The organism is Microcystis sp. MC19 (assembly GCF_003019735.1).
In the GTDB taxonomy this organism is placed as follows: Bacteria; Cyanobacteriota; Cyanobacteriia; order Cyanobacteriales; family Microcystaceae; genus Microcystis.
Genome location: NZ_CP020664.1, coordinates 1995961 through 2018495 on the forward strand (window position 1 = coordinate 1995961; position 22535 = coordinate 2018495).

General features: G+C 44.5%; 27 protein-coding genes. 12 read left to right on the plus strand and 15 right to left on the minus strand.

Annotated features, from left to right (window positions below):
* Positions 1 to 338 precede the first annotated feature (338 nt).
* Entirely contained in the window at positions 339 to 1067 is a 729-nt protein-coding gene (locus B5D77_RS10135) for an SDR family oxidoreductase (protein ID WP_008204746.1), read from the plus strand.
* A gap of 49 nt (positions 1068 to 1116) precedes the next feature.
* The gene (gene folE / locus B5D77_RS10140; RefSeq protein ID WP_008204743.1) at positions 1117 to 1815 is read left to right on the plus strand and encodes a GTP cyclohydrolase I FolE; all 699 of its coding nucleotides are present in this window, start codon (positions 1117 to 1119) and stop codon (positions 1813 to 1815) included.
* A gap of 162 nt (positions 1816 to 1977) precedes the next feature.
* Here folE and B5D77_RS10145 read toward each other — a convergent pair whose 3' ends face one another.
* The gene (locus B5D77_RS10145; RefSeq protein WP_106908765.1) at positions 1978 to 2619 is read right to left on the minus strand and encodes a phosphoribosylanthranilate isomerase; all 642 of its coding nucleotides are present in this window, start codon (positions 2617 to 2619) and stop codon (positions 1978 to 1980) included.
* A gap of 120 nt (positions 2620 to 2739) precedes the next feature.
* Here B5D77_RS10145 and psaK point away from each other — a divergent pair, with 120 nt between their 5' ends.
* On the plus strand, positions 2740 to 3006 hold the full coding sequence (gene psaK / locus B5D77_RS10150; RefSeq protein ID WP_002756861.1) for a photosystem I reaction center subunit PsaK: 267 nt from the start codon (positions 2740 to 2742) through the stop codon (positions 3004 to 3006).
* A gap of 164 nt (positions 3007 to 3170) precedes the next feature.
* Positions 3171 to 3284, plus strand: coding sequence for a hypothetical protein (locus B5D77_RS10155; RefSeq protein ID WP_039900412.1), 114 nt, complete (start codon positions 3171 to 3173; stop codon positions 3282 to 3284).
* A 56-nt stretch (positions 3285 to 3340) separates the two neighbouring features.
* Here B5D77_RS10155 and B5D77_RS10160 read toward each other — a convergent pair whose 3' ends face one another.
* Positions 3341 to 3556 (minus strand): type II toxin-antitoxin system RelE/ParE family toxin, encoded by a 216-nt coding sequence (locus tag B5D77_RS10160; RefSeq protein WP_232306223.1) that lies wholly within the window; start codon positions 3554 to 3556, stop codon positions 3341 to 3343.
* Between the two features lie 600 nt (positions 3557 to 4156).
* Here B5D77_RS10160 and B5D77_RS10170 point away from each other — a divergent pair.
* Positions 4157 to 4747, plus strand: coding sequence for a phycobiliprotein lyase (locus tag B5D77_RS10170; RefSeq protein WP_106908766.1), 591 nt, complete (start codon positions 4157 to 4159; stop codon positions 4745 to 4747).
* Here the strand turns inward: B5D77_RS10170 and B5D77_RS10175 are convergent.
* The 5 genes from B5D77_RS10175 to B5D77_RS10195 all read right to left on the minus strand — a co-directional run bounded on the left by B5D77_RS10175 (position 4744) and on the right by B5D77_RS10195 (position 8627).
* Entirely contained in the window at positions 4744 to 5049 is a 306-nt protein-coding gene (locus B5D77_RS10175) for a hypothetical protein (protein WP_039900414.1), read from the minus strand. The two genes, B5D77_RS10170 and B5D77_RS10175, sit on opposite strands and share 4 nt — an antisense overlap.
* Positions 5050 to 5106: 57 nt before the next feature.
* The gene (locus B5D77_RS10180; RefSeq protein WP_106908767.1) at positions 5107 to 5700 is read right to left on the minus strand and encodes a chromophore lyase CpcT/CpeT; all 594 of its coding nucleotides are present in this window, start codon (positions 5698 to 5700) and stop codon (positions 5107 to 5109) included.
* 13 nt (positions 5701 to 5713) lie between these two features.
* Entirely contained in the window at positions 5714 to 6247 is a 534-nt protein-coding gene (locus tag B5D77_RS10185; RefSeq protein ID WP_106908768.1) for a phycobiliprotein lyase, read from the minus strand.
* A gap of 694 nt (positions 6248 to 6941) precedes the next feature.
* Positions 6942 to 7709 carry a phycobilisome rod-core linker polypeptide gene (locus B5D77_RS10190; protein WP_008204728.1) on the minus strand — a complete coding sequence of 256 codons (768 nt, stop codon included), beginning with the start codon at positions 7707 to 7709 and terminating at the stop codon, positions 6942 to 6944.
* Between the two features lie 39 nt (positions 7710 to 7748).
* Positions 7749 to 8627, minus strand: coding sequence for a phycobilisome linker polypeptide (locus tag B5D77_RS10195; RefSeq protein WP_008204727.1), 879 nt, complete (start codon positions 8625 to 8627; stop codon positions 7749 to 7751).
* Between the two features lie 485 nt (positions 8628 to 9112).
* Between B5D77_RS10195 and B5D77_RS10200 the strand changes: the two genes are divergently transcribed.
* Positions 9113 to 9790 (plus strand): response regulator transcription factor, encoded by a 678-nt coding sequence (locus tag B5D77_RS10200; protein ID WP_008204725.1) that lies wholly within the window; start codon positions 9113 to 9115, stop codon positions 9788 to 9790.
* Here B5D77_RS10200 and B5D77_RS10205 read toward each other — a convergent pair.
* From B5D77_RS10205 to B5D77_RS10220, 3 genes are all read right to left on the minus strand, one after another.
* Positions 9787 to 10314 carry a DUF3011 domain-containing protein gene (locus tag B5D77_RS10205; RefSeq protein ID WP_106908769.1) on the minus strand — a complete coding sequence of 176 codons (528 nt, stop codon included), beginning with the start codon at positions 10312 to 10314 and terminating at the stop codon, positions 9787 to 9789. The genes B5D77_RS10200 and B5D77_RS10205 overlap by 4 nt on opposite strands.
* Positions 10315 to 10460: 146 nt before the next feature.
* Positions 10461 to 11516 (minus strand): photosystem II D2 protein (photosystem q(a) protein), encoded by a 1056-nt coding sequence (gene psbD / locus B5D77_RS10210; RefSeq protein ID WP_002737445.1) that lies wholly within the window; start codon positions 11514 to 11516, stop codon positions 10461 to 10463.
* A 990-nt stretch (positions 11517 to 12506) separates the two neighbouring features.
* Positions 12507 to 12935: a hypothetical protein gene (locus tag B5D77_RS10220; protein ID WP_159036956.1), complete on the minus strand. Its 429-nt coding sequence runs from the start codon at positions 12933 to 12935 to the stop codon at positions 12507 to 12509.
* Positions 12936 to 13496: 561 nt separating this feature from the next.
* Here B5D77_RS10220 and B5D77_RS10225 point away from each other — a divergent pair.
* The 3 genes from B5D77_RS10225 to B5D77_RS10235 all read left to right on the plus strand — a co-directional run bounded on the left by B5D77_RS10225 (position 13497) and on the right by B5D77_RS10235 (position 15561).
* On the plus strand, positions 13497 to 13766 hold the full coding sequence (locus B5D77_RS10225; protein ID WP_008204619.1) for a hypothetical protein: 270 nt from the start codon (positions 13497 to 13499) through the stop codon (positions 13764 to 13766).
* A gap of 492 nt (positions 13767 to 14258) precedes the next feature.
* A complete protein-coding gene (locus tag B5D77_RS10230; RefSeq protein WP_106908772.1) occupies positions 14259 to 14927 on the plus strand; it encodes an energy-coupling factor ABC transporter ATP-binding protein in 669 nt (222 codons plus the stop codon).
* Positions 14928 to 14949: 22 nt separating this feature from the next.
* The gene (locus B5D77_RS10235) at positions 14950 to 15561 is read left to right on the plus strand and encodes an NYN domain-containing protein (RefSeq protein WP_008204615.1); all 612 of its coding nucleotides are present in this window, start codon (positions 14950 to 14952) and stop codon (positions 15559 to 15561) included.
* Between the two features lie 243 nt (positions 15562 to 15804).
* Here B5D77_RS10235 and sfsA read toward each other — a convergent pair whose 3' ends face one another.
* Both sfsA and B5D77_RS27180 read right to left on the minus strand, forming a co-directional pair.
* Entirely contained in the window at positions 15805 to 16524 is a 720-nt protein-coding gene (gene sfsA, locus B5D77_RS10245) for a DNA/RNA nuclease SfsA (protein ID WP_008204612.1), read from the minus strand.
* An 80-nt stretch (positions 16525 to 16604) separates the two neighbouring features.
* Positions 16605 to 16793 carry a hypothetical protein gene (locus B5D77_RS27180; protein ID WP_232306221.1) on the minus strand — a complete coding sequence of 63 codons (189 nt, stop codon included), beginning with the start codon at positions 16791 to 16793 and terminating at the stop codon, positions 16605 to 16607.
* A 248-nt stretch (positions 16794 to 17041) separates the two neighbouring features.
* Between B5D77_RS27180 and aroC the strand changes: the two genes are divergently transcribed.
* The gene (gene aroC, locus B5D77_RS10250) at positions 17042 to 18142 is read left to right on the plus strand and encodes a chorismate synthase (RefSeq protein WP_104395697.1); all 1101 of its coding nucleotides are present in this window, start codon (positions 17042 to 17044) and stop codon (positions 18140 to 18142) included.
* 13 nt (positions 18143 to 18155) lie between these two features.
* Positions 18156 to 19358 carry a glycosyltransferase family 4 protein gene (locus B5D77_RS10255; RefSeq protein WP_106908774.1) on the plus strand — a complete coding sequence of 401 codons (1203 nt, stop codon included), beginning with the start codon at positions 18156 to 18158 and terminating at the stop codon, positions 19356 to 19358.
* 259 nt (positions 19359 to 19617) lie between these two features.
* Here B5D77_RS10255 and B5D77_RS10260 read toward each other — a convergent pair whose 3' ends face one another.
* From B5D77_RS10260 to B5D77_RS10270, 3 genes are all read right to left on the minus strand, one after another.
* Positions 19618 to 20208: a Uma2 family endonuclease gene (locus B5D77_RS10260; protein WP_106908775.1), complete on the minus strand. Its 591-nt coding sequence runs from the start codon at positions 20206 to 20208 to the stop codon at positions 19618 to 19620.
* A gap of 459 nt (positions 20209 to 20667) precedes the next feature.
* Positions 20668 to 20901: a hypothetical protein gene (locus B5D77_RS10265; RefSeq protein WP_159036957.1), complete on the minus strand. Its 234-nt coding sequence runs from the start codon at positions 20899 to 20901 to the stop codon at positions 20668 to 20670.
* Positions 20847 to 21341 (minus strand): hypothetical protein, encoded by a 495-nt coding sequence (locus B5D77_RS10270; protein ID WP_008204507.1) that lies wholly within the window; start codon positions 21339 to 21341, stop codon positions 20847 to 20849. The genes B5D77_RS10265 and B5D77_RS10270 overlap by 55 nt, the downstream gene beginning before the upstream one ends.
* A gap of 363 nt (positions 21342 to 21704) precedes the next feature.
* Here B5D77_RS10270 and B5D77_RS10275 point away from each other — a divergent pair, with 363 nt between their 5' ends.
* Positions 21705 to 22535, plus strand: a complete 831-nt coding sequence (locus tag B5D77_RS10275; protein WP_106908776.1) for a hypothetical protein — start codon at positions 21705 to 21707, stop codon at positions 22533 to 22535.

Consider the following 22535-nt stretch of genomic DNA (forward strand, 5'->3'; position numbering starts at 1 on the left):
CGCAGGGGAAGAGAGTTTTCGACCAAGACAGCCGCAAGAATTCTCGCCCACCAGGCCGCTTTTTTCTCTCCCTGGTTAGATATCTATCTGAATATACACAAAAATTAGTGATCCCTGACTTAACAGTGCTATAATTGGCTAGGTAAAATTTTGTAACGATTCTTAATCTTGAACCTACCCGATAGTCAATGCCTCCCCCCGCCCTGGGTGGACGCGACCTTTTTGGTGCCAGAAAAATTGCTCCGATCTAACCCAACTCCCTTAAACCTTTCTAGGGTTTCCCTGACCGCCAAAATTTTGCCCTAACTACCAAGAGTTAAGAGATTTCAGATTATACCATGAACTCTGTTATTCGTCAACAGCGAGCGCTGATCACCGGAGCCAGTAGCGGCATCGGCAAAGAAACCGCCCTCGCTTTCGCCAAGGCGGGAATTAATCTGGTGTTAATCGGTCGCGATCAACAAAAATTGGCAACCGTGGCGGCAATGGCGGCAGATTTAGGCGTATCAGCCCAAGCTTACCCCTTAGATTTGGCAGATATCCCGGAAGTAGCTCCTAGTATCGCTAAAATCGCCCAAGAATCCGGACCGATCGACATCCTGATCAATAATGCCGGCATGGGTTACACAAATCCCTTGGCCGACACACCTTTGTCAGACTGGCAGCGGGTGATCGCTCTCAATTTAACCAGCGTTTATCAGTGCGTGCAAGGGATTTTACCTGCTATGCGTCAACAGGGGGGAGGCATGATCGTTAATGTTTCCTCGATCGCCGCCGATAATTTTTTCCCCGATTGGGGGGCCTATAGTGTCAGCAAAGCTGGATTAGTGGCATTTTCTCGCATTTTGGCGATCGAGGAGCGGGCCAACGCCATTCGCGTCACGATTATCACCCCCGGGGCTGTCAATACTCCCATCTGGGACAGCGATAGCGTTAAAGCAGATTTCGATCGCTCGGCCATGTTGACCCCAGATATCATCGCTCAGGCCATTCTGCAAGCGGTGTTACTGCCCAAACAGGCCGTAGTGGAAACGATGACCATTATGCCCAGTGCGGGGGCATTATAACCCAAAATACTTCTATTTATCAATCAATTCGCCTACAGGCATCCTCATTATGACCATAGCTTCTTCTAACGGTTTAAACGGTAATCTAACCGACGCTATCCAAGCACGCGTGACCACTCGCCCCGATCGCAACACCCACAATGGCAAAACCGCTCAAATTCATCCAACTTCCGACGAAAACAAAGAACAGATGATGGATGCGGTCAGAAATATCCTGATCTCGGTGGGGGAAGATCCCGACAGAGAAGGTTTATTAAAAACCCCCAAACGGGTGGCCGAAGCGATGCAGTTTCTCACCCAGGGCTATCAACAATCCCTAGAAACCCTCGTTAATGGTGCGATCTTCGATGAAGGTCATAATGAGATGGTATTAGTGCGCGATATTGACTTCTTTAGTCTCTGTGAACATCATATGTTACCCTTCATGGGTCGGGCCCACGTTGCCTATATTCCTAACCAAAAGGTGGTCGGATTAAGTAAATTGGCCCGCATTGTGGAAATGTATTCCCGTCGTTTACAGGTGCAAGAGCGCCTCACCCGTCAGATTGCCGAAGCGATTCAAGAAATTCTCGACCCCCAAGGGGTTGCGGTAGTCATGGAAGCAACCCATATGTGTATGGTGATGCGCGGGGTGCAGAAACCCGGATCCTGGACCGTCACCAGTGCCATGTTAGGAGTCTTCCAAGACGAGCAGAAAACCCGCGAGGAGTATCTTAACCTGATCCGTCATAAACCCAATTTCTTCTAGTCAGGGCAATGGGGAAATGGGGAAATGGGGAAATGGGGAAATTTCAACTAAAACCCCAAAACCCCCCGCAACGCGCACGCAGTGACCACCCCAAGACCCCAACACCCCAACACCCCAACACCCCAACACCCCAACACCCTAAAACCCCAACACCCTAAAACCTTATAACTGATCACTGAATTTTTGCAGTCGCTCTAACAAGAGGGCGACTTTTTTGAGGTCTTTATCCCCTGGCGATCGCTCAACGCCGCTAGAGACATCAATGCCATCGGGGTGCAGCCTGGTTAAAGCTTCACCAATATTATCGGGGTTGAGTCCTCCGGCGAGAAACCAGGGCAAGGGGGGCGAAAAACTGGCTAAGGCTTGCCAGTCTAAGGTATGTCCCGTACCGCCGAGCAATCGGGGATGGTAGGCATCTAAAAGTAAAGTATCGACGCTATTAAAGTAAATTGCCGACTTTTCCCAACTTTCTCTGTCTTTGATCCGCAAAGCTTTGATAATTTCCCGGTCGGGTAATAATTGCCGCAACCTTTGGCAATATTCGGGAGATTCCATACCATGTAACTGCACACTTGTCAAGGGGGTTTTAACAATTATTTGCTGAATAATTTCCGGTTGCTCGTCGGCAAAAACCCCAATAAAATCAATTTTGTCGGGTATTGCGGCGATAATAGCGTTAATTTGCTCGCTGTTGACGTAACGAGGCGAACTCGGTACGAGGATAAAACCTAAGGCCGTAGCTCCTAAATTGGCGATCGCTCGTCCCTGGTCTGGTTGGGTAATGCCGCAAATTTTAATTCGCATTTAATCTTATTCGCAAAACGTTACAAAAACTGTTAAGTATTCAAACAAAAAGCAGTTTCGGGTCAAGAGCTTTTTATAATGCCCTGTGATTAACAAAATCTTATCAAGACTGGAGCGCAAATGATCCCTTCCGCCTTACTTTTAGCCACTGCTCAAACCATTCCTTGGAATTTATCCGTCGGGATTACCATGACGTTAGCTAACCTAGTAGCGTTCGTTATCGGTTATTTTGCCATCCAAAATACCGGAGCAGGCCCGGCTTTACCCTTGCCGCAGTTAGCCTCCAAAAAAAGCTTCGGTCTGCCGGAATTATTGGCTACCATGAGTTTTGGCCATATTCTCGGTGCGGGACTGGTTCTCGGTCTTTCTAACGCAGGTATTCTCTAATCAGTAATCAGTAATCAGTAATCAGTGACCGGTAATCCTCAGAGAGAGGAGCCAGTAGTCAGTAGTCAGTAGTCAGGAGAACTAAGTATAAAGATATTTTAGGCAACTTCATCCCTATTTTCCCATTTTTGAACTCTCAAGAGTTAATTATGTCAGAAGTCTAGGTGATTATTCTGGCTGCCCGCGAGAAAATTAAAAAATCAGTTGCTCAAGTTGAAGTTAGAGACTTTGCTGACGAAGAAGAAGCAGTATTGGCTAAATTAACCCATGAAAGTTAGATGGCTGCGGAAAGCAGTATCGAAAATAATTGGTAAATCCGAACGTTGCTAATCGCTTAATTAATCGTAAATATTGCCTCTGTCTCCTTGCCGATTTTAAAAATAACTCGCATTTTGCCAACACGAATTCTGGAGAATCCTTTCAACTCACCTTTAAGTTTTTTGATATCAAGTTCTTCAGGAGGATAAAGGTTTTGAGTTTCAAGGCAGGTTTTGAGAATACCAATTTTAGTCAAAACAGATTTTCGGCTATTGGCATCTAGTTTCTCCAAAAATTTATTGGCTGATCTACTGATCCAGATCTTCACGATTAAACCAGTCTGTAATATCAACGAAGCCGTCGTCTTTGTAATCAACAGGATTAAAGGTTGCTTCTATGTCAGCTTGTTCTATAGCGTTTCTGATTCACAAGAGGTACATTCCCGATCCTGAACAGCTTAATCAGCAAAGGTTTGAGTGTGCCGCACAGATGCGAGAACCGCTATATATCATCAATATAGGGAATCAGCATCTCGAAGAATTTAAACCATTCTTCCCGCATAACTTTGCGGACGCTTTCCTTGATGATAGTTTTGAGCATTAGAGCATCTAAGCTGTTTGCAGGATCTATATATTTTCCTCCAATCTACTCAAGAAAACGGGTTTCTTACAGCAGTTATCTTAATGATCAGGTAGGAAGTTTTCGTTTTGGGGTGTCGGTGGTCGATACCAAATTAGGTTACACTTCATCTTGATGAGCAACACTGTACCGCGAACCGAAGTTAAGTACAGCCAATAGATCGTAAAATTTAAACAGTTATTCTATGGATTTTTAAGGCTTTTTTCTGAGATTGTAAAATTTGGTTAAGCAACTAAGTAAAAGTGAGCGATCGATGCTAGAAAAAACACCAATGACAATGATAGATTTCTTTCGCAAAAGTGAAGGAGTTTGGTTTTCTCAACGTACTGTTCATCGTTTTGACGCGGCGGGAGATGAATCAGGAGAATCTAACTTAATTATCAAGGTTTTAGCCGCAGATAATCCCAAAGTTCTGGAAGTTTGCCGAGAACAAGGGGTAAATCCAGAGTTAATTAGTGGCGGAGCTAGTTTTCAATGGCAGGGCAATTTAAGCGAAAAAGCCCCCGATCCTAACTACGAAGCGATTCTAGTCGATGTTCCCAATCCTGTCAATGCTCGCTATGGCAAATTTCTCCGCAATAAAGGCTATGTGGAAGACATTCCCGTTATCGGGGTCTATCATTTTGCCGAGGATGGAGTATTAACTATAGATACAGAATACGAGCGTAATCAAGGACAGGAGCGCTGCTGGTTTATTACCGATAATTTTCGTGTGCGCGTCAGTACAGTCAAGATTATTAATGGTGTGAATTTAATGACCTATTGTTCCGAGCGCCGTTGTGTCGAGTCTTCTTTTTTAGAAGACTTAATCGAGAAAAATCGCCAGCGAGCCATTAATAGTTAAATATTTTCATCAAAGCGAGTTTGAAAACTGCCATACTTAAACCAATATTGTTTTAATTCATGGTGGGGAGTGTGTAAACTCGCTTTCACTTGGTAGAGGAGAATTTTGCGGTGAGTGCCGATCCAAACTCGTTTAAGCGGTTCCACAGAAATCACCGTTCCGCCTAAACTTTTCACACACTGCTCGAAGCGTTCCACCGCAGAATAATCTAAGGTTTCAAAGAGGAAAAAGTTGCCCGAACAAACCAGATGACGGCTCCGGATCCAAGCTTGCATTTTTTGACGGGCGACTGGTGGGAGCATGGTGGTAGATTCTTGGATAGTTTCCATTGGTTTCCGTTCAGTCTGCTGATTAACCGTTCAAATCATCGAAGGAACTTCGGCGGCAAAATTCTGTATTTTGACAAATTTCAAAGCTCCCGCCGTTGATCCCCATACCTGTTCGTGGTTGTCCACATCTAAACCGCGATCAAAACTGACAAAAGTGTTTTCTGTCAGTTCCACATCGCTAACTAAATAGGTTTTTTTGCCGTATTTTTCGATAAAACAACTATTGCCCTCTACCTGGCCACGAAAGAGATTTCCCTGCCGTTGAAAAATCATCGAACAGTGATAACGGCGATCAATTTTGTCTGGTTTTATACTGCGTAAAATTGACAGTTCCCGTCCCGCTCCTGCATAAAACATCGGGTTTTGTAAACTGTAATTTTCGATATAAATATCCTCTCCTCGATCGATAAAACGATGCACCCCTTGCCGATAGGGTCGCCAGAGATCGTAATCGTAAACCTGTTCGGAATAAAACCCAATTCCTCCGAAAAAATCCCAGGGTAAAGGTCGGAAAAATACATGGATATGGGCGTAATTTTTGGCATCTTCAAAAGCTTGTTGCTGATTGCTAAAATCCCCCGCTATCCAGTGAGCTAGAGTTAAAAGTAAATCACTGTCCGCCATGGTTTTTACTGCCCTAAGATACAGATAAATCGCGAATTTCTGAGGAAAAAGAAGCCGTAACTACTCCCGTCCCCTCACTGGTTTTAATCAAAGATACTCGTAGGCGAAAATTAGGAGTAACAAACCAGATTTTTTCTTCAGCAGTGGCTCTTTCATATTCGGTTAAGAGGACAAAAGTGCCGTCTTCTTGAAAGTGATAACGACCGATGGAGGGAATAGTTTCTGCATAACCTTGATCCCGCAATAATCGCCCTGATCGAGGATTATTTTCATCGGGAATTGGGATTAAAATTGTCGTTCCTTCAAAGGTAGATTCATCATCCCAATCCGATTCTCCTTGCCAACTCATGCGAAAGGGATTACTGGCAAAATTTGCATCGATATCATAGGACTTACACAGGTCGATTACCTCCTGATCTTCTTTTTTTAAAGGCACGATATCGATCGTCGATTTGACCTGTTCAAAGTGAGTAAAAGCTAGATGGTGAGCGCTGCGCTGAGATCGCCAACGACCGAGGGAAAGTTTGACAAATTGTCTGATATCCATAGGATAAAGCAGGTTTTAACGATTAATTATCAAGGAATTTTCGTAGAAAAAAGAGCGAATAAGAAGGGGGCATTTCACTATTCGCTCTCGAAAATTTTAGGAGATACTTAAGTGTAATCTTAAGCTATTCTTCTTCTGATTATAACTTATTTTTTTTTCAGTGGAATTATAATTTTTACTAGGATTAACTGAGTCGCAATCAAACCAGTGATTGTTATTAAACAATCAACAAAACAACAGTATTGATCGTGAAAATATTTCGGTAAATTAATCACGATTACTCTGGTTATAGCTAAATATTAAAAAGCTCAATATTTAGCCTTAAAATAATAACTGTTTTTTCGGAGATTTAAAGTCAGCTTTTTGGTATTTAAATTACTCCTTGAGACCGTTTATGAGAGGGAAGAAGGTAGCTGCAAAAGAGGGATTTCGAGCATTTGTACTAAAATTCTTCTAGGCCGTTTAAATCCAGTAAGCCAAGACCCATTTTAACCGCCTATCCTTAGATTAGCCGAATCTCCCCCAATCCCCCCAACCCTCCTTTGCCCCCCCCCGAAGTCGGGGGGGTTGTGGGGGGGGTCTTGCCTCTTGCCTCATCTCAACAAGCAGTTTAAATCCAGTACAGCTTATCTGTGAGGCAAAAACCCCCTCAACGAGTAGAGAAGCTATCCCTACTCGTTCACTATCGAGGTTTTTAGGCGATTTCGGTGATACTAACGATCGTACCGCCCGCCCGATGGATACGCTGAATTTGGGGAGTCATGCGATCGCCTGGTACCAGATATTCCGTGGTACTAACCCGGCGAGGACTATCAAATTTCGCCCCTTTAACGACAATTTTGAAAGTCTTCTCGGTTGCGTCTTTGTAGGCACTCAAACGACCACCTTTACTAGGTAAAGTGATGGGACTGGCGCTATTAGTCGCCACTTCCGCACCCAAACGGGCCGCGGAGAAAGCACTATCAACCCCGGCATAACCTTGGTAGAGGGAAAGGGTGCGATTGTAGTTAATATTTTTCTGACCGACTTGGCTTTTCGCCCCTTGGTAATAGGGAACAATATTATCGCCGAATTTGCTTTGATATTCGCTGCTATCGAGATAGGAGTCGATTTCCGCTTCGTAGCCTTGACCGACACAAATCTGGATATGGGCTGAAATTTCTCCCTGGTCCGCCGGGGCCCGACCTAAGAGGTGTTTGAAATTTAACTCGATAAAACGGTAGGGAGCGCAGGACTCAAAGTAACGACGGCGATAAAAATCCGATTTAGCAATCGCACGGACAAATTCCCGCACCGTCAGATTACCATTAGCCAGTTGCGATTCGGCAGTGGTTAGGCGCTCGCTTTCCATCACGTGGGGATTCCCCAAAACCTGCTTGTAAACTGCCCGAATTACTGCGGCCACTTCGTCGGGACTTCTCGACGGTCGCAGCTCCACTGGACTTTCTAAAACTAAACTCATTGAGATTCTCCTAAACAAAAACGATAGCTGACCGGAACTCTAGTTAATCGGGGTGATACTAGCGATAACACCCCCCTCACGGTGGATGCGCTGGTATTCTTGGGATAATTTGTTAAAAGGGACGAAATAAACCTGATTACTGCGGCGGAACTTGGAGACGCGGTTAACTTTGCCCAAGGAACGATAACCGGTCACCTCAATGCGGTAAACCTTGCCTTCTTCCCCGGCACCGGCACCCAAACGCGACCGCGCACCACTAGAGGTATCTTGGAAAGACCAACCATCACCCACAGAACCACCGGAGGGGGGAATAACGGGGAGGGGAATTTCTTGAATAACGTATTTGTTCAGTACGGGAGCTTTACCAGAAATACTGCCCTTCAGGTCGCTGCTGGAGTTACCGCGAGATAGAGCGAAAATATGGGTGAATCCCACCATATTGCGCCCCGGTTCTGTTTTATAGCCTCGACAATAGGGAACGATGTTTTCGCCAAAGGTGTTTTGGTATTCGTCGCTGTCGAGGTAGGAGTCAATTTCTGCCTCGTAGCCTTGGCTATCGAGAATTGTACTGTGGGCGCGCATTTCTTCCAATCCGTCGGGAGCGCGACCGAGGAAATGTTTAAAGTTGAGTTCGATAAAACGATAGCGGGGACAGGTATCGAAGAAACGGGAGCGATAGAGATCGGATTTAGCGATCGCACGGACAAATTCCCGAACGCTTAATTCTCCTATTTTTAATTGGGATTCAGGAACCACTGCCCGTTCGCTTTCCATAACGTAGGCATTGCCCAAAATTTGCCGGTATACGGCTTGAATTAAAGTTTCTTTCTCGGCCGCCGATTGTCCGGGGAGCAATTCTAGCGGGGGAGTTTCTTCGTACCGGGCCACTCCAAGTTGGGAAGCAGGTCCAAAAGTCATAGCAAAACAATCTCCTTAAGGTGGGGTAAAGGATTGCTGCGGGACGACTTCGGGACAAAATGCCTTCTCAGCCTTTCCCGCAGGGTCAATTTGGCGATCGATGCTTAATTTCTCGGGCGAGTCCATCAAGAACGCTCAACAATTGTAGCAAAGGACACGAAAAGAAACCGGTGAAAAGATCGAAAAGATATCGATAAAATTTGGTAAAGATATCGGGAAGATCAATATAGTAAAGAAATCGGAAAGATAACGGAAAGAAATCGGAAAGATTTTTCTCCAACCCTTGCTAGGTAAAGCATAAGTTGGTTATTTAAGTGCAAGAAATAATTAATCTGAAATATAACTTTACAAAATTTTGGTCAAAGAGTCGAGAGGTGTTTTATTATTAAGCTGTATTTCAAAGAATGAACATTTTTTGATAAGTTTAAACTGATGCTGATCTTGATATCGGCAGCTGCTAACGGTTAACCCATCTCTAGCGTTCCATGAGGATTCTTTTAGTTGAAGACGATAGCCGTTTGGCAGCCACCTTAGCGGAAGCCCTCACCGACCAATTTTATGTGGTCGATACGGCTTTAGAGGCAGAATCGGCTTTAGAATACATCAGGGCCAGCGATTACGACCTGTTACTATTAGATGTCATGTTGCCGCAATTAGATGGCATTAGTTTTTGTCAACAATTGCGATCGCGTGGTTATCAGATGCCGATCCTAATGGTGACGGCCCGGGATACAGTTAGCGATAAAATTTCCGGTTTAGATGCGGGAGCCGACGACTATATCGTTAAACCGGTGGATTTAGGGGAATTATTCGCCAGGGTGCGGGCTTTACTCCGTCGCAATGTGGCCTCGCTGCCGCCGATTTTAGAATGGGGTCATTTACGCCTAGATCCCGGGGCCTACGAAGTTAGTTATGCCGGCGTTGCCATCCATCTCACCCCCAAAGAATACTGCATTTTAGAACTGCTGCTGCGCCACGGTTATCGCTTAATCGGTCGCCGCACCATCATCCAGCACGTTTGGCCGATGGAGGAATCCGTGGAAGAAGATACGGTTAAGGTTCACCTGCGCGCACTACGACAAAAGCTAAAAGCGGCAGGAGCGCCCGAAAATTTTATCGAAACTGTCCACGGTGTCGGCTATCGTCTCTGTAAAATCGATTAACCCCGATCCTCACAAACAAAGTCCACTACTCGATCGGTTTCCCGGGATGAGCGGATGCGACGACTACCGCTGCCGAGTTCGCCGCCACGACAATTAGCCCACCAACGCTCGCGACTGCCATTAACGATCGCATCAAATTCTCTAATTCTGCCACTATCATAATAACTGCGGCGATCAACGACAAAACGACCGATATTGGGGAGGCGAAATTCTTCGTAAACATTACCTTCCCAACCGCCACCAGAATTACCGTGATGGTCGTCGGTGCGTACCTCAAACTCGCCCCGACAACCATTTCTGACCACAATATTGCCGTTTTGGAAATCCCAATTACCCTCACAGGGAGCAGCGGAGCGAGTGCGGGTTAATCTCACCTGGGCCCATCGAGCATTGACGGGACAGCGAGTAGTGCGACCGCTTTGACTTTCACAATTAACTCTCATGGTTCTGGCCGCTGCTGGCTCGCTCCCTAGGGGATAAATTAGCAACAAACCGAGACTAGATAATAAAATTTGGCGAAACATTGTTTTTATCTCCAAGAAATTCTCTAGTTTATCTTACAGGGGTATCCAGAAAATGAGTAATAGTTGCTTGAGATGCGTTAATCAACAAAAAAGAAGGGTGATTTAACTTCACCCTTCCCCCTATTCGGTAAATTTTCTTGCCATCCTTAGAGAGCGTTACCGCGAGGTAATACTTCTTCAGGGAAGATAAAGTTTTCGTGGGGTTGGTCTTGGGGAGCCATCCAAGCTCTCAGACCTTCGTTAAGCAGAATATTTTTAGTGTAGAAGGTTTCAAATTCCGGGTCTTCCGCCGCTCTCAATTCCTGAGAAACGAAGTCATAGGCCCGGAGGTTAAGGGCTAATCCCACTACACCCACAGCACTCATCCATAAACCAGTCACGGGGACAAAGAGCATGAAGAAGTGTAACCAACGTTTGTTGGAGAAAGCGATGCCGAAGATTTGCGACCAGAAACGGTTCGCTGTCACCATGGAGTAGGTTTCTTCCGCTTGGGTGGGTTCAAAAGCTCGGAAAGTGTTGGAACCTTCACCGTCTTCAAACAGGGTATTTTCTACCGTCGCTCCGTGAATAGCACAGAGAAGCGCACCACCGAGGATACCAGCTACACCCATCATGTGGAAGGGGTTGAGGGTCCAGTTGTGGAAGCCTTGGAAGAAGAGAATAAAACGGAAGATACCGGCCACGCCGAAGCTAGGGGCAAAGAACCAGCTAGACTGACCGAGGGGGTACATCAGAAAGACACTGACGAAGACCGCAATCGGACCGGAGAAGGCGAGGGCGTTGTAGGGACGAATGCCGACTAAACGGGCGATTTCAAACTGACGTAGCATGAAGCCAATCAGGCCGAAAGCACCGTGGAGGGCGACAAAGGGCCATAAACCGCCGATTTGACACCAACGGGTGAAGTTACCTTGGGCTTCCGGTCCCCAGAGAAAGAGGATGGAGTGACCGAAGGCATCGGCGGGGGTGGAGACGGCTACAGTCAGGAAGTTGCCGCCTTCTAAGTAGGAACTGGCTAACCCGTGGGTGTACCAGGAGGTGACGAAGGTGGTGCCGGTTAACCATCCACCTAGGGCCATGAAGGCGCAGGGGAAGAGTAGTAAACCAGACCAACCGATGAAGACGAAACGGTCTCTTTTGAGCCAGTCATCGAGAGCATCAAACAGCCCTCTTTCTGGGGCGCGTCCGACAGCAATGGTCATGGGGGTTTTCTCCGAAAAATGTATATTATTGCTAAGATTCCGCCCTCTCTTCTCCATCTATCCGAGCAGGCCAGCAGATGTGTTGAAGAATTGTGAGAAATCTTTACTTTTCTTAACTTACACTATATTGGAAAAAATGACCAATATTTTTTAGGTCGATCTTAAAAAAATCTAAAATTTTTTCGGGAGACCAGTTGCTGGGCGTTGCGGGAGGAGACCACTTCGTGCGCGTTGCGGGGGGATTTGGGGAGATGGGGAGATATGCCGCCTCAATTGCTTGGTATTGTCGTCTTCACGTCTTGAGTGGAATGCTGGACCCCTCTGTGGGGTAATTATCCCAAAATTGAGGTGATTAAACCGCCTAGTGTCGTATTGGGTTTTATTTAGTGGTGTTGGATCTATGCAAGTGGGATAATATAGAGGGGGTTGCTCGATCGCAGGAGGCGGTATAAGGCGTTGCTGAATCGAGATATGAACACTAAAGGAAGCGATTGTGCATCGTATCCACAAGTTAACTCAGTTTTTGGTTTTAAGAATTTCCTCAAAGACAATTCATCCTTAAAATCAGCAACGCCCAGTATAATTAATGGTTATGTGGCAGACTTGGGTTTGTCACTTTCAGGAGGATATTGCTCAGGTGGTTTTTTTTGCCCTACCGGGGGGGAAGGCGGCTTGACCGGTTTCTGACGCTTTTCCATACTCAGATTTAGTAACTCTGTCCAATCTCGAACAAGCTTGTCAAGAACATTCATATTTTCAGACTCTTGCTTAGAATCGCAAGACTCTTGCCCAGAATCATACATTAGAACTCTCCATTTTCAGGTCTATCGTCAAAATTATAACATTCCTCAAAAGACCATCCCATCAGTTGACCATGAGATTTTATATTTCTAGCATAAAAGTAAATCATTATAGTTTTAATTTTCTCTGGATATTTATCTGTTCTATGTATGAAATCGCAGTATATATCGTCCGATTCCCCCGGTTCAATTACAATGATTGCACCTTTTTTTTTAGATCTACCTTTTTTGAATATATTCCTGGAAAATCGATTTGTAAATTCTCAAATTGTTCCGCTTCTTGGATAGAGTAAATAACATCTTCTATAATAGGTGATACCCAATTAATTCTTGCTTCGACGTGATCAATCTTTATTAGCACATTACCAATATTTTCGATCTTTGCAATAATACGAATCAACAAAATTTTGTTGTTTAGTAGCATATTGCTATGAATGCAATGATGAGTGATTTTGTGAGTAATTATCGCCTTGGGTTGAATTTGTCTTTTCTGCCAAAACCAAATTGCAGTGGCAAAAATACCAACAATGGTGACGATAGACTGAAGGGTTTGAGCTACATTTCTGATCACTTCACTATTTGATACAAACCAGTTAAGTGATATCTGAATATTTGTCATAAATTGGTTTAAAAATTGCATTTTTTTATTTTTAAGCTAAAGTGTTTGAGATCATATCTTCTGTTTTTTGTGACTATCAAATTAATCAATATACCCCAATTGTTTTATGATTTGTTGTGCGTCCGTCCTAGTGCAATCGCTATCGCTGTAGGGTGCGTTCCCCGAAGCCTTTGGGTTTTGCCAACCGGATTTGGACAGAACCATAATAACAATTGTACTTAACGATGTACAACTCTGATGAGCGTCAACATTGTCAACTTTAGTGCGATCGCTGATCTTGTAGGGTGCGTTCCCTGATGCAACTCCTACTGCTGCACCGATAGATTTTTGGGGAACGCACCATGCTCATTCATTGAAGCAAGTGATTGCCAGCTAACAACGCCTCTGCACACTGACTACTGAATGAAAGTCAATCGGTTATGATGTTAGGGTTATCCCCACAGTGAACAGCAATCAGTGAACTGAAAACCCACATCTGATCACTAATACCCTAAAACCCCAACACCCAAGCCCTGCTATACAATGGTTTTTGACTTGTTTTTTGGAAGGGAACGCTAAACTATGTATTCGATCGATATTACCCTGAAACTCTCCCCCATCCCCATTTCCGTGCAGCGCAAGGAAGAAGCAGGAGCAGACGCTTTGTATCAAACAATTATTAACGCTATGCGATCGCCAAATCCCGAATTATTAGAATTAACCTGCGAAAAACAAACCGATAAAAAGGTGGCGGTTTTGAGCGATCAGATCAGTGCGGTGATTGTGTCACAAAAATCCGGGGCTGCCTCCACCGGTAGAGCGCCGGGGTTTGTCGCTTTAGCCACAGAATAGTTCTTTAATCAGTTATCAGTGAGCAGTAATCAGTAATCAGTGACAAGAAAACGGCAACCACCTACATAATACTTTCCACTGAAAACTCAAAACTCAAATCTGATAACTGATAAGCTGTTCATAATTTAAATTGCTTGTTGAGACGAGGCAAGAGGCACTCTTGCAAGAGGCAACAGTAAAGGGATTGGAGGAGATTCGGCTGATCATTAAGAATAAGCGGTTTAAATAGGGTTTGCGGCAAAAAGTACGGGCGAAGCATTCGGATAGAAAATCTACGGTTTCATCGATAGGTTATTGCCCGAATGCTTCGCCCCTACAGGACTCGGGCCGATGAAGACGCAAGGTTTGGAAGCACGATTCTCTCAAAATCTTGTACCTGTGGGAGCAAGAAAAGCCACAAAACCCCTATCTTGCCTACATTTCACATTTATTCAGCAAGCCCTAAATAAGTCTTAGCTTAACTGATAACTGATAACTGATAACTGATAATTCATGACTATAAAAGTAAAAGACCTCTGGTTTAGCTGGCCGAATGGGAAATCAGTATTAAATGGCTGCTCTTTGCAAGTTCCTAGAGGGGAATTTTGGATGTTGTTGGGGACAAATGGCAGCGGTAAATCAACCCTGCTGCGGCTCTTAGCGGGATTATTAAAACCTAGTCGCGGGGAAATAGAGATACCTAACCCCCTCGGTTTTGTTTTTCAAAATCCCGACCATCAGTTAGTGATGCCAACAGTGGGAGCAGATGTGGCCTTTGGGTTGGTATCCGAGGGTTTATCCACGCCGGCAATTCGGGCGCGGGTGCGGGAATCCCTAGGGGCGGTGAATTTATTAGAAATGGAAAAACGACCGATCTATGCTCTCAGTGGCGGACAAAAGCAAAGAATCGCCATTGCGGGGGCCTTAGCTCGTCATTGCGAGGTTTTGCTCTTTGATGAACCCACCGCCCTTTTGGATGGGGATACTCAGTTAGAATTAGTCTCTCAAGTGCAGAAATTGGTCAAAAACCGAGGGATTACAGCCCTTTGGGTGACGCACCGCCTTGATGAATTGGATTACAGCGATGGAGCATTTTTGTTAGAGGGGGGCAAGGTAACGGAGCGGGGAAATCCCCTAGACTTAAAAGCGAGATTATTGGCCAGTGCGGCGGGAGAATCCTAAATTTTTTGTTAATATCATTAGGATGCTGTTTTTTACAACTGCCCTTAATGCCACACAAATTACTCTCAAAGCCATGCTTAATTCTTCTGATCGTTCCCTTCTGCTGGTTGACGGCTACAACGTCATCGGCGCTTGGCCGTCCCTGAAAAAAATCAGCGATCGCCACGGTCTCGAACCGGCGCGAGACAAGTTAATTGAAACCCTAATCGGTTACACCCACCATCAGGGTTATCAAACCCAAATCGTCTTCGATTCCTACCTTCAAGACACCCCCGGCAGCCAAGAACGCTACACTAACCATTTATCGGTTTATTTTACCGCTCACGCTCAAACCGCCGACACCTATATCGAGAAAACCTGTGCCGATTTTTGGTACAATCGCGCCCCAGCTATCGGACGGATTATCGTCGCTACCTCTGATAATGCCCAAAAAATGACCGTTATGGGTTATGGGGCCCAGTGGATTTCCGCTCAACGTCTGGAAATCGAGGTGGATTTAACCGGTCGTCGTCTGAGAAAATCCCAGAGTTCTTCTCAAAGTCCCAAAGGGCGTTTTTTATTCCATTCTCTCGATGCTCAGGTGCAACAGAAATTAGAGAAAATGCGCCACGGAATTAGTTATCAAAAACCTTGACAAATTACCCCAAATATGTATCTACAAAATCCCCAGTAGAGGCACAGGTAACTGTGTCTCTAAGCTTTTCAAGGTCAGTTGCGGTCTGGGGGATTTTGTCAAAAGCTTATACTAAATCCGTTGAGTACAGGCTAGTTATGAGGAGAGGCACTCATGCAAGAGGCAAAAGGCAAGGGGGAATAAATCATCAGTTTTTAATAACCGGATTTAGTATTACTTGCTGTTCGATCTAAACCACTGGTGTCACAGTTGCAATTCTGCTAAACCTAAATAATTAATTCCCGCGGGTGTCACTTGGAAGCGACAGGGTAAAACTTTGACTCCTTTAGCCACTGCTTGACGCAATAACTGCCCGTATTTAGCATCTTTACTATCCCCCGGAGCAAATCGGTCACAATCACCCCGATTAATAAAGTAGAGCATAATCGCCTCCGCTGCCGGCAATAAATCCATTAATTCCTGTAAATGCTTCTGTCCTCGCGTGGTGACAGTATCGGGAAAAAGTGCCGTTTCTCCCTGATTCCAAGTGGTATTTTTGACCTCAATATAGGTGAGGGAATTATCACCATGGGTCAAAAGAAAATCAATTCTACTGCCATTATTTTGACCGTAGGCCACTTCCGATCGCACCTCGGTGTCATTTTTGACCAAATCGGGAAAAACTCCTTGCAACAGGGCATTTTTCACCACCTGATTAGGAAGATTGGTATTAACTCCCACCCAAGTCTCCCCCAATTGAATCATCTCCCAGGTGTAAGCTAATTTTCGCTTCGGGTTATCACTGCGAGAAAGATAAACCGGTTGACCCTCTACGCATACATCCGTCATCGGTCCGGTATTAGCGCAATGGGCCGTAATTAATTCTCCGTTGTCCAGTTGTATATCGGCAAAAAAGCGTTTGTAACGTTTAATTAAAATACCCTTGACAAGAGAAGGGTAAGTGTGAACTAACAAGGAAGTCATCAAATTTCTGCCGAGGAATATAAGGTAAAGAATAGCCTTTTTTTGGGAGCTTAACCTGAAGACAGGAGACCTTTCAGTTATCAGTGAACAGTGATCAGTAAACAGTAATCATAGTATTTTCCTTTATTCGTAGCAGGCATTTTACTCTCTTGGGTTTGGTGGGTAAAATGTATTCTAAAATACATTCCTGCTGGCGAGCAAATGGAACGAACCACAAAGACACAAAGGACACAAAGATTGATCGGTCTTATATAAGTTAAACTTATCACACAAAGAATAAGAGAGCCGGCATTTTACTCCCCTCTCCCTTTGGTTGTGGGGGTAAGGGAAATTAACCATCTCTGCGATTACTTTTGAAAAATGGCATCAGTGACAAGAAAACGGCAATTTTCTACTTAAGACTGTCCACTAAAAACTCACATCTGATCACTGATAACTGATAACTGATCACTGATCACTGATAACTGATAACCGCTCAGGTACAATAAAAGCTTGAGGCTTAATAGACATTGAGATTATGGGTAACACTTTCGGACGACTATTTCGGGTTTCCACTTTTGGAGAATCTCACGGGGGTGGGGTAGGAGTGGTTATCGATGGTTGTCCCCCGCGCTTAGAAATTTCTGAAGAGGAGATTCAAATCGATTTAGACCGTCGCAAACCGGGACAAAGCAGAATCGTGACCCCGCGTCGGGAAAATGACATTTGTGAGATAATTTCGGGCGTTTTTGAAGGCAAAACCCTCGGTACACCGATCGCTATTTTAGTGCGGAATCAGGATGCTCGCTCGCAAGATTACAACGAAATGGCCGAGAAATTCCGACCTTCCCACGCGGATGCTACCTACGAGGCAAAATACGGCATTCGCAACTGGAAAGGAGGAGGCAGATCCTCGGCCCGGGAAACCATCGGCCGGGTGGCTGCAGGAGCGATCGCTAAAAAAATCCTTAAATCTGTCTATAATGTCGAGATTATCGGTTATGTGAAGCGAATTAAAGATATTGAGGCAATCATCGACCCCAACACCGTCACCCTCGACGAGGTGGAAAGTAATATAGTGCGTTGTCCCAACGGGGAAACGGCCGCCCAAATGATCGCCCTGATCGACCAAATTCGCCTGAATAAGGACTCGATCGGCGGTGTGGTGGAATGTGTAGCCAGAAATGTGCCGAAAGGTCTAGGAGAACCCGTTTTTGATAAGCTAGAAGCCGATTTAGCTAAAGGGATGATGTCCTTACCCGCGAGTAAGGGATTTGAAATCGGATCGGGATTTGCGGGAACCTTCTTAACCGGCAGCGAACACAATGACGAGTATTTTATCGATGATAACGGGGAAATTCGCACCACTAGCAATCGTTCGGGGGGTATCCAAGGGGGAATCAGTAACGGTGAAAATATTATTATCCGCACCGCTTTTAAACCCACCGCGACTATCGGTAAAGAACAAAAAACCGTGACGCGCAGCGGGGAAGAAACCACCCTGGCAGCCAAAGGAAGACACGATCCTTGCGTTTTACCCCGAGCGGTCCCGATGGTAGAAGCGATGATGGCTTTGGTATTATGCGATCATCTGCTCCGTTTTCAGGGACAATGTACGATTAGCGATCGCTTTTTCTAAACCTTTACCCGCGATGAAATTTTTATTCCTTCATTCCAATTTTCCCGCCCAATTTCGCCATTTAAGCACGGTTTTGGCTCAAGACCCCGGAAATCAAGTGATTTTCGGCACTACCAGGCAAGAGGGAGAGATAGCGGGGGTAAAAAAATTTATTTACAAGGAAAGTCGCGCTGTTTCTCCCCAAACCCATCATTATGTCCGTCCCCTCGAAAGTGCGGTTTTACAAGGTCAAGCGGTTTATGGTGTTTGCCAACAACTGAAAAATCAAGGTTTTTATCCCGATATTGTCTATGCACATTCCGGCTGGGGGCCGGGCCTATTTATCAAGGATATTTTCCCGAAAACTAAGTTTTTAGCCTATTTTGAATGGTTTTATCATGCCCATGGTTCCGATGCTGATTTTGATCCGGCGGATCCCCTTAATGCTGATGCCGAGGCCCGGATTAGAATTAAAAATGCGACGATCCTCATCGATCTGGTCAGTTGCGATCGAGGTTTATCGCCGACTATCTGGCAAAAACAACAATTTCCCCCCGAATTTCACTCGAAACTGACGGTTTTACACGATGGCATCGATACGGACTATTTCTGTCCCCGTCCCGATGTGCAGTTAGTGATTCCAGAGATAGGTTTAGATTTATCCGGTGTTAAGGAGATTGTCACCTATGCAACCCGGGGAATGGAACCCTATCGCGGTTTTCCCCAATTTATGACGGCTGTTTCCCTAATTTTAGCCCGTCGGCCTAACTGTCATGTGGTGATTGTCGGGGAGGATCGAGTCGCTTATGGGAAAACTCTACCGGACGGCAAAACCTATAAACAATTGATGTTAGAAAGCCTTTCTTTGGATTTATCCCGGGTGCATTTTACCGGTTCTCTGCCCTACGGTCAATATAAACAGGTTTTACAGGCATCAGCGGCCCATATCTATCTTACCCGTCCTTTTGTGCTGTCTTGGTCAATGTTAGAGGCTATGGCCATGGGTTGCGTGGTGATTGGTTCCGATACTCCCCCCGTGCGAGAATTAATTACCGATGGAGAAAATGGTTTATTAGTGGATTTCTTTTCTCCCCAACAAATAGCCGATCGCGTCGATGAAGTGTTAGATTATCCCCAGGGTTGGCAAAATCTGCGTTTAAATGCTAGGGAAACTATCAAGCAACGCTACGACCTCAAGCAATGTTTACAGAATCATCTAGATTGGTTATTGAGTTGATGAAATGAGAGCATTTTCCCAAAAATACTGTCTTTTCAAGGATTCATATCGCTATTAAATCCTTTCTCTTACAATCCTAATTCCTTGCCAAGCAGGAATATTACCGGCTCGTCTTTCTTCTAATAATACGGAGGCGATAAAACGGTTAAAAACTTGTTCCCTTTTGCTGGAATATTGAGAATTTAACTCTTGGCATTCTGCAACTGTTAAGTTAACCCATAATCTTTATATAGGCAGAAAAAATCACCATTTTCTATTGTTATGTTGATTCAATAATTTTTATCCCTGCTCTAAATTCTCGCAGTGCTTGAGCATGATTTTCTATACCAATACAACGCATCAATAAACCTACATCTAAACTCGGTAAAAGTTGCGATTTACTAACAGCCTCATATCCCTCATTTCCTAAACTATAAAACAATAACTCATCATTCATCCAAAACCAAACTTCAGGAATTTGTAACCGTTTGTATGCTTCCAGTTTATTAATTCCTCCACTACTAACAACCACCTCAATCACTAAATCAGGATGTTTTCTATTTGCTCCCAATTCATAGGATTCATCACCTTCTCTTTTAACCTTTTCAAATTCATTTTCTAAGGTGACAGAACCAGTAGGAGTAAAATCTAATCCCAAAAATTCTAAATAAATTTCTACTAAGGAAGCAATACGTTTTTTGATAGTTTCGTGTTTTTTCCCTGGCATTTTTCTAATCTCCAAAACTCCATCTAAAAAAGATAACCTTAACCCTGGGCGATCGATCAGCTGTTCAACAGCTTTAAATTCTCTCCAAGTTAAGTCACTAATTAAAATTGGTTCTGCTTCTCGTTCGATGAGTGTAGTTATCATAATTTAAACCCAAATTTAGAGAGTGAATTTTTCTTAACATGATATCAGATAAAAACAGATTATCATGAAAAATATCAGAGTCTGACAAACCACCCTTAATCATACCATAGCCTTGATCAGTAAACCTTTTGAGAATACCAAATCATCAGACCTCTTGTAAAAATCAAAAATTGTTGTTAGGGTTAGAAGTCAGTAGCCAGTAGTCGGTCGTCAGGAGAATTAAGAATGAATAAAAATCAATTAAGTGGTCTATTTACATATTTTATGCAATTTAATCCTTATTTTTGACGTTTTTGAACCCTCAAAAATCAACTATGCAAGAGATATTATCTAAATTACTTGTTAATAAGTAGTCGTGCAAAATAAATTTCCTAGTGAAGAAAGGCAAAAGGCAAAAGGCAAGAGGCAAGAGGTGGTTAGATGTGTGTAATTAATTTTGCTTAGGTACTTACTGCACACTTAAAACTCAAATCTGATAACTGATAACTGATAACTGATAACTGATAACTGATAACTGATAACTGATAACTGATAACTGATAACTGATAACTGATAACTGATAACTGATAACTGATAACTGATAACTGATAACTGATAACTGATAACTGATAACTGATAACTGATAACTGATAACTGTCTTACTCGGCCTTTACCAAACCCTGAGAGCGAATACAGGCCTGTTCCCAGCGACAATCGGGATTAACTTCCACCGGTTTGAGTCGCGCCCAGATTTCGCCTTGAGCATCGGCATAAAAACTATCGATAATAGCGGGAACACGAGTACCGAAAGGTTCGGTAATCAGTACAGAATCGGTCAGATTAAATACTTCGCCACTGGCTCCCGTCGCTTTTTCGATGACGGGAATTTCTGCTTTGGGAATCGGTTTTCGGAATAGAGGAGCCGAATCGGAACGGGGACGGAGGGGAGATTTTATCTCACTACTGACTGATTTTACCATTTCTGCGGCCGGTTTTTCCTCAATTATTTCTGGAGGGGTTTCCGCGGGTTTGGGTGGTACTGCAGCCCTAGAACCCTTTTTAATAATTTGTAGAGGTTGTAGGGGAGGAGTGGCTTGAATTGGCTCTTCGGGGGGTTCAGGGGTGCTAGGGGTTTTCTTCGGGGGACGTGGCATGGTAGGACAAGGAAAATAAAAACTATAGGATTATTGAAGCACATCGAGCCGCTAACCCGCTCGACCGCTGCTGGTATCAATTTTGCTGTGGCTAATTCTTCCCTGGCCCCGGGCTAGATACCCGCACTACAGCTATCTTAGGAATTAGTCGATTCCCCTCTCCCCCAACTTATTGAAAAAAATTCTCATTAAGTATTGACAAAAATTCCTAATAAGCTTATAGTTATATATAGTGTTCTCCTCTTAAGGATCGGCAGTGGAACCGCGCGGCAGTCTCTAACAACGCGGTTCCCATTTTTTTTTGGAACGATAGAAGGCTTTTAACGTCTCTAAACTTCTAGGTTTCCTCATCCTTTGGCTTTTATGAACGATAATTCCGACCTGTACCTCGATCATCTCACCCATGCGGATACTGTCATCACTGCTGAAATTGTCGAGCATGAGAGTCAATCAACAGATGAGACAGATTGGGCAGCTCTATCCTCTCATTTACGTCAACAAAATCAAGAATTACAAGCGGAGATCTGGCGACGGGAGCAAGCTATCGGGGAACTGCGATCGCGGTTAGCCGAGCAACATCGTCGCTTGCAAAGTTGCGATACCCTAATCCAGCAGCAAAACGAGGAACTGCAATACGAAAAGCAACAATTACAGCGAGCGTTAGGAGAAATCGAACAGTATCGTCAAGCAGAACAACGGCAACCGATGATTATTGCCAATTTGACCGCAGAATTGACCCGCACGCGCCAACAATTAGCCCGTTTAGAGCGAGAATGTGCCTTAATCCAGGAAAGTTATCAGGAAAAAAGCCAAAAACTGTGCAACTATGACCAGCAATTGCAGGAATTACGCACCCGTCTCCAACGTCAGCAACGCTACACCCTCCAGTATAAATCGGCCTTGGCCCAGTATTTCCAGCGCGGTAGCGATCGCAATTCTCCCCCAGATTTAGCCATTGTCGCCAAGGCAGCCGCGATCGAGCCTTGGTCTCAGACAGAGAGCCAAGAAAGCGATGAAGTGGCTCCCATCGATGAGTTTGTAGCGGAATTAGAGACAATTGAGCCAGTAGAATCCTTAAAGAAGAAAGACAGGGATTGGCCCGCACCTATCATCTCTCCTTCCCCGAAATATGCCTCTTTTCGGGTTGATTTGCCCACTTTTATTAAATATCGCCAAGAAAAAAATAATTCCTGA

Bases quoted from the DNA above. Each gene is read 5' to 3' on its own strand.
- B5D77_RS10135 (WP_008204746.1), top strand. From the start codon at position 339: ATGAACTCTGTTATTCGTCAACAGCGAGCGCTGATCACCGGAGCCAGT.
- folE (WP_008204743.1), top strand. From the start codon at position 1,117: ATGACCATAGCTTCTTCTAACGGTTTAAACGGTAATCTAACCGACGCT.
- B5D77_RS10145 (WP_106908765.1), bottom strand. From the start codon at position 2,619: ATGCGAATTAAAATTTGCGGCATTACCCAACCAGACCAGGGACGAGCG.
- psaK (WP_002756861.1), top strand. From the start codon at position 2,740: ATGATCCCTTCCGCCTTACTTTTAGCCACTGCTCAAACCATTCCTTGG.
- B5D77_RS10170 (WP_106908766.1), top strand. From the start codon at position 4,157: ATGCTAGAAAAAACACCAATGACAATGATAGATTTCTTTCGCAAAAGT.
- B5D77_RS10175 (WP_039900414.1), bottom strand. From the start codon at position 5,049: ATGCTCCCACCAGTCGCCCGTCAAAAAATGCAAGCTTGGATCCGGAGC.
- B5D77_RS10180 (WP_106908767.1), bottom strand. From the start codon at position 5,700: ATGGCGGACAGTGATTTACTTTTAACTCTAGCTCACTGGATAGCGGGG.
- B5D77_RS10185 (WP_106908768.1), bottom strand. From the start codon at position 6,247: ATGGATATCAGACAATTTGTCAAACTTTCCCTCGGTCGTTGGCGATCT.
- B5D77_RS10190 (WP_008204728.1), bottom strand. From the start codon at position 7,709: ATGAGTTTAGTTTTAGAAAGTCCAGTGGAGCTGCGACCGTCGAGAAGT.
- B5D77_RS10195 (WP_008204727.1), bottom strand. From the start codon at position 8,627: ATGACTTTTGGACCTGCTTCCCAACTTGGAGTGGCCCGGTACGAAGAA.
- B5D77_RS10200 (WP_008204725.1), top strand. From the start codon at position 9,113: ATGAGGATTCTTTTAGTTGAAGACGATAGCCGTTTGGCAGCCACCTTA.
- B5D77_RS10205 (WP_106908769.1), bottom strand. From the start codon at position 10,314: ATGTTTCGCCAAATTTTATTATCTAGTCTCGGTTTGTTGCTAATTTAT.
- psbD (WP_002737445.1), bottom strand. From the start codon at position 11,516: ATGACCATTGCTGTCGGACGCGCCCCAGAAAGAGGGCTGTTTGATGCT.
- B5D77_RS10220 (WP_159036956.1), bottom strand. From the start codon at position 12,935: ATGACAAATATTCAGATATCACTTAACTGGTTTGTATCAAATAGTGAA.
- B5D77_RS10225 (WP_008204619.1), top strand. From the start codon at position 13,497: ATGTATTCGATCGATATTACCCTGAAACTCTCCCCCATCCCCATTTCC.
- B5D77_RS10230 (WP_106908772.1), top strand. From the start codon at position 14,259: ATGACTATAAAAGTAAAAGACCTCTGGTTTAGCTGGCCGAATGGGAAA.
- B5D77_RS10235 (WP_008204615.1), top strand. From the start codon at position 14,950: ATGCTGTTTTTTACAACTGCCCTTAATGCCACACAAATTACTCTCAAA.
- sfsA (WP_008204612.1), bottom strand. From the start codon at position 16,524: ATGACTTCCTTGTTAGTTCACACTTACCCTTCTCTTGTCAAGGGTATT.
- aroC (WP_104395697.1), top strand. From the start codon at position 17,042: ATGGGTAACACTTTCGGACGACTATTTCGGGTTTCCACTTTTGGAGAA.
- B5D77_RS10255 (WP_106908774.1), top strand. From the start codon at position 18,156: ATGAAATTTTTATTCCTTCATTCCAATTTTCCCGCCCAATTTCGCCAT.
- B5D77_RS10260 (WP_106908775.1), bottom strand. From the start codon at position 20,208: ATGATAACTACACTCATCGAACGAGAAGCAGAACCAATTTTAATTAGT.
- B5D77_RS10270 (WP_008204507.1), bottom strand. From the start codon at position 21,341: ATGCCACGTCCCCCGAAGAAAACCCCTAGCACCCCTGAACCCCCCGAA.
- B5D77_RS10275 (WP_106908776.1), top strand. From the start codon at position 21,705: ATGAACGATAATTCCGACCTGTACCTCGATCATCTCACCCATGCGGAT.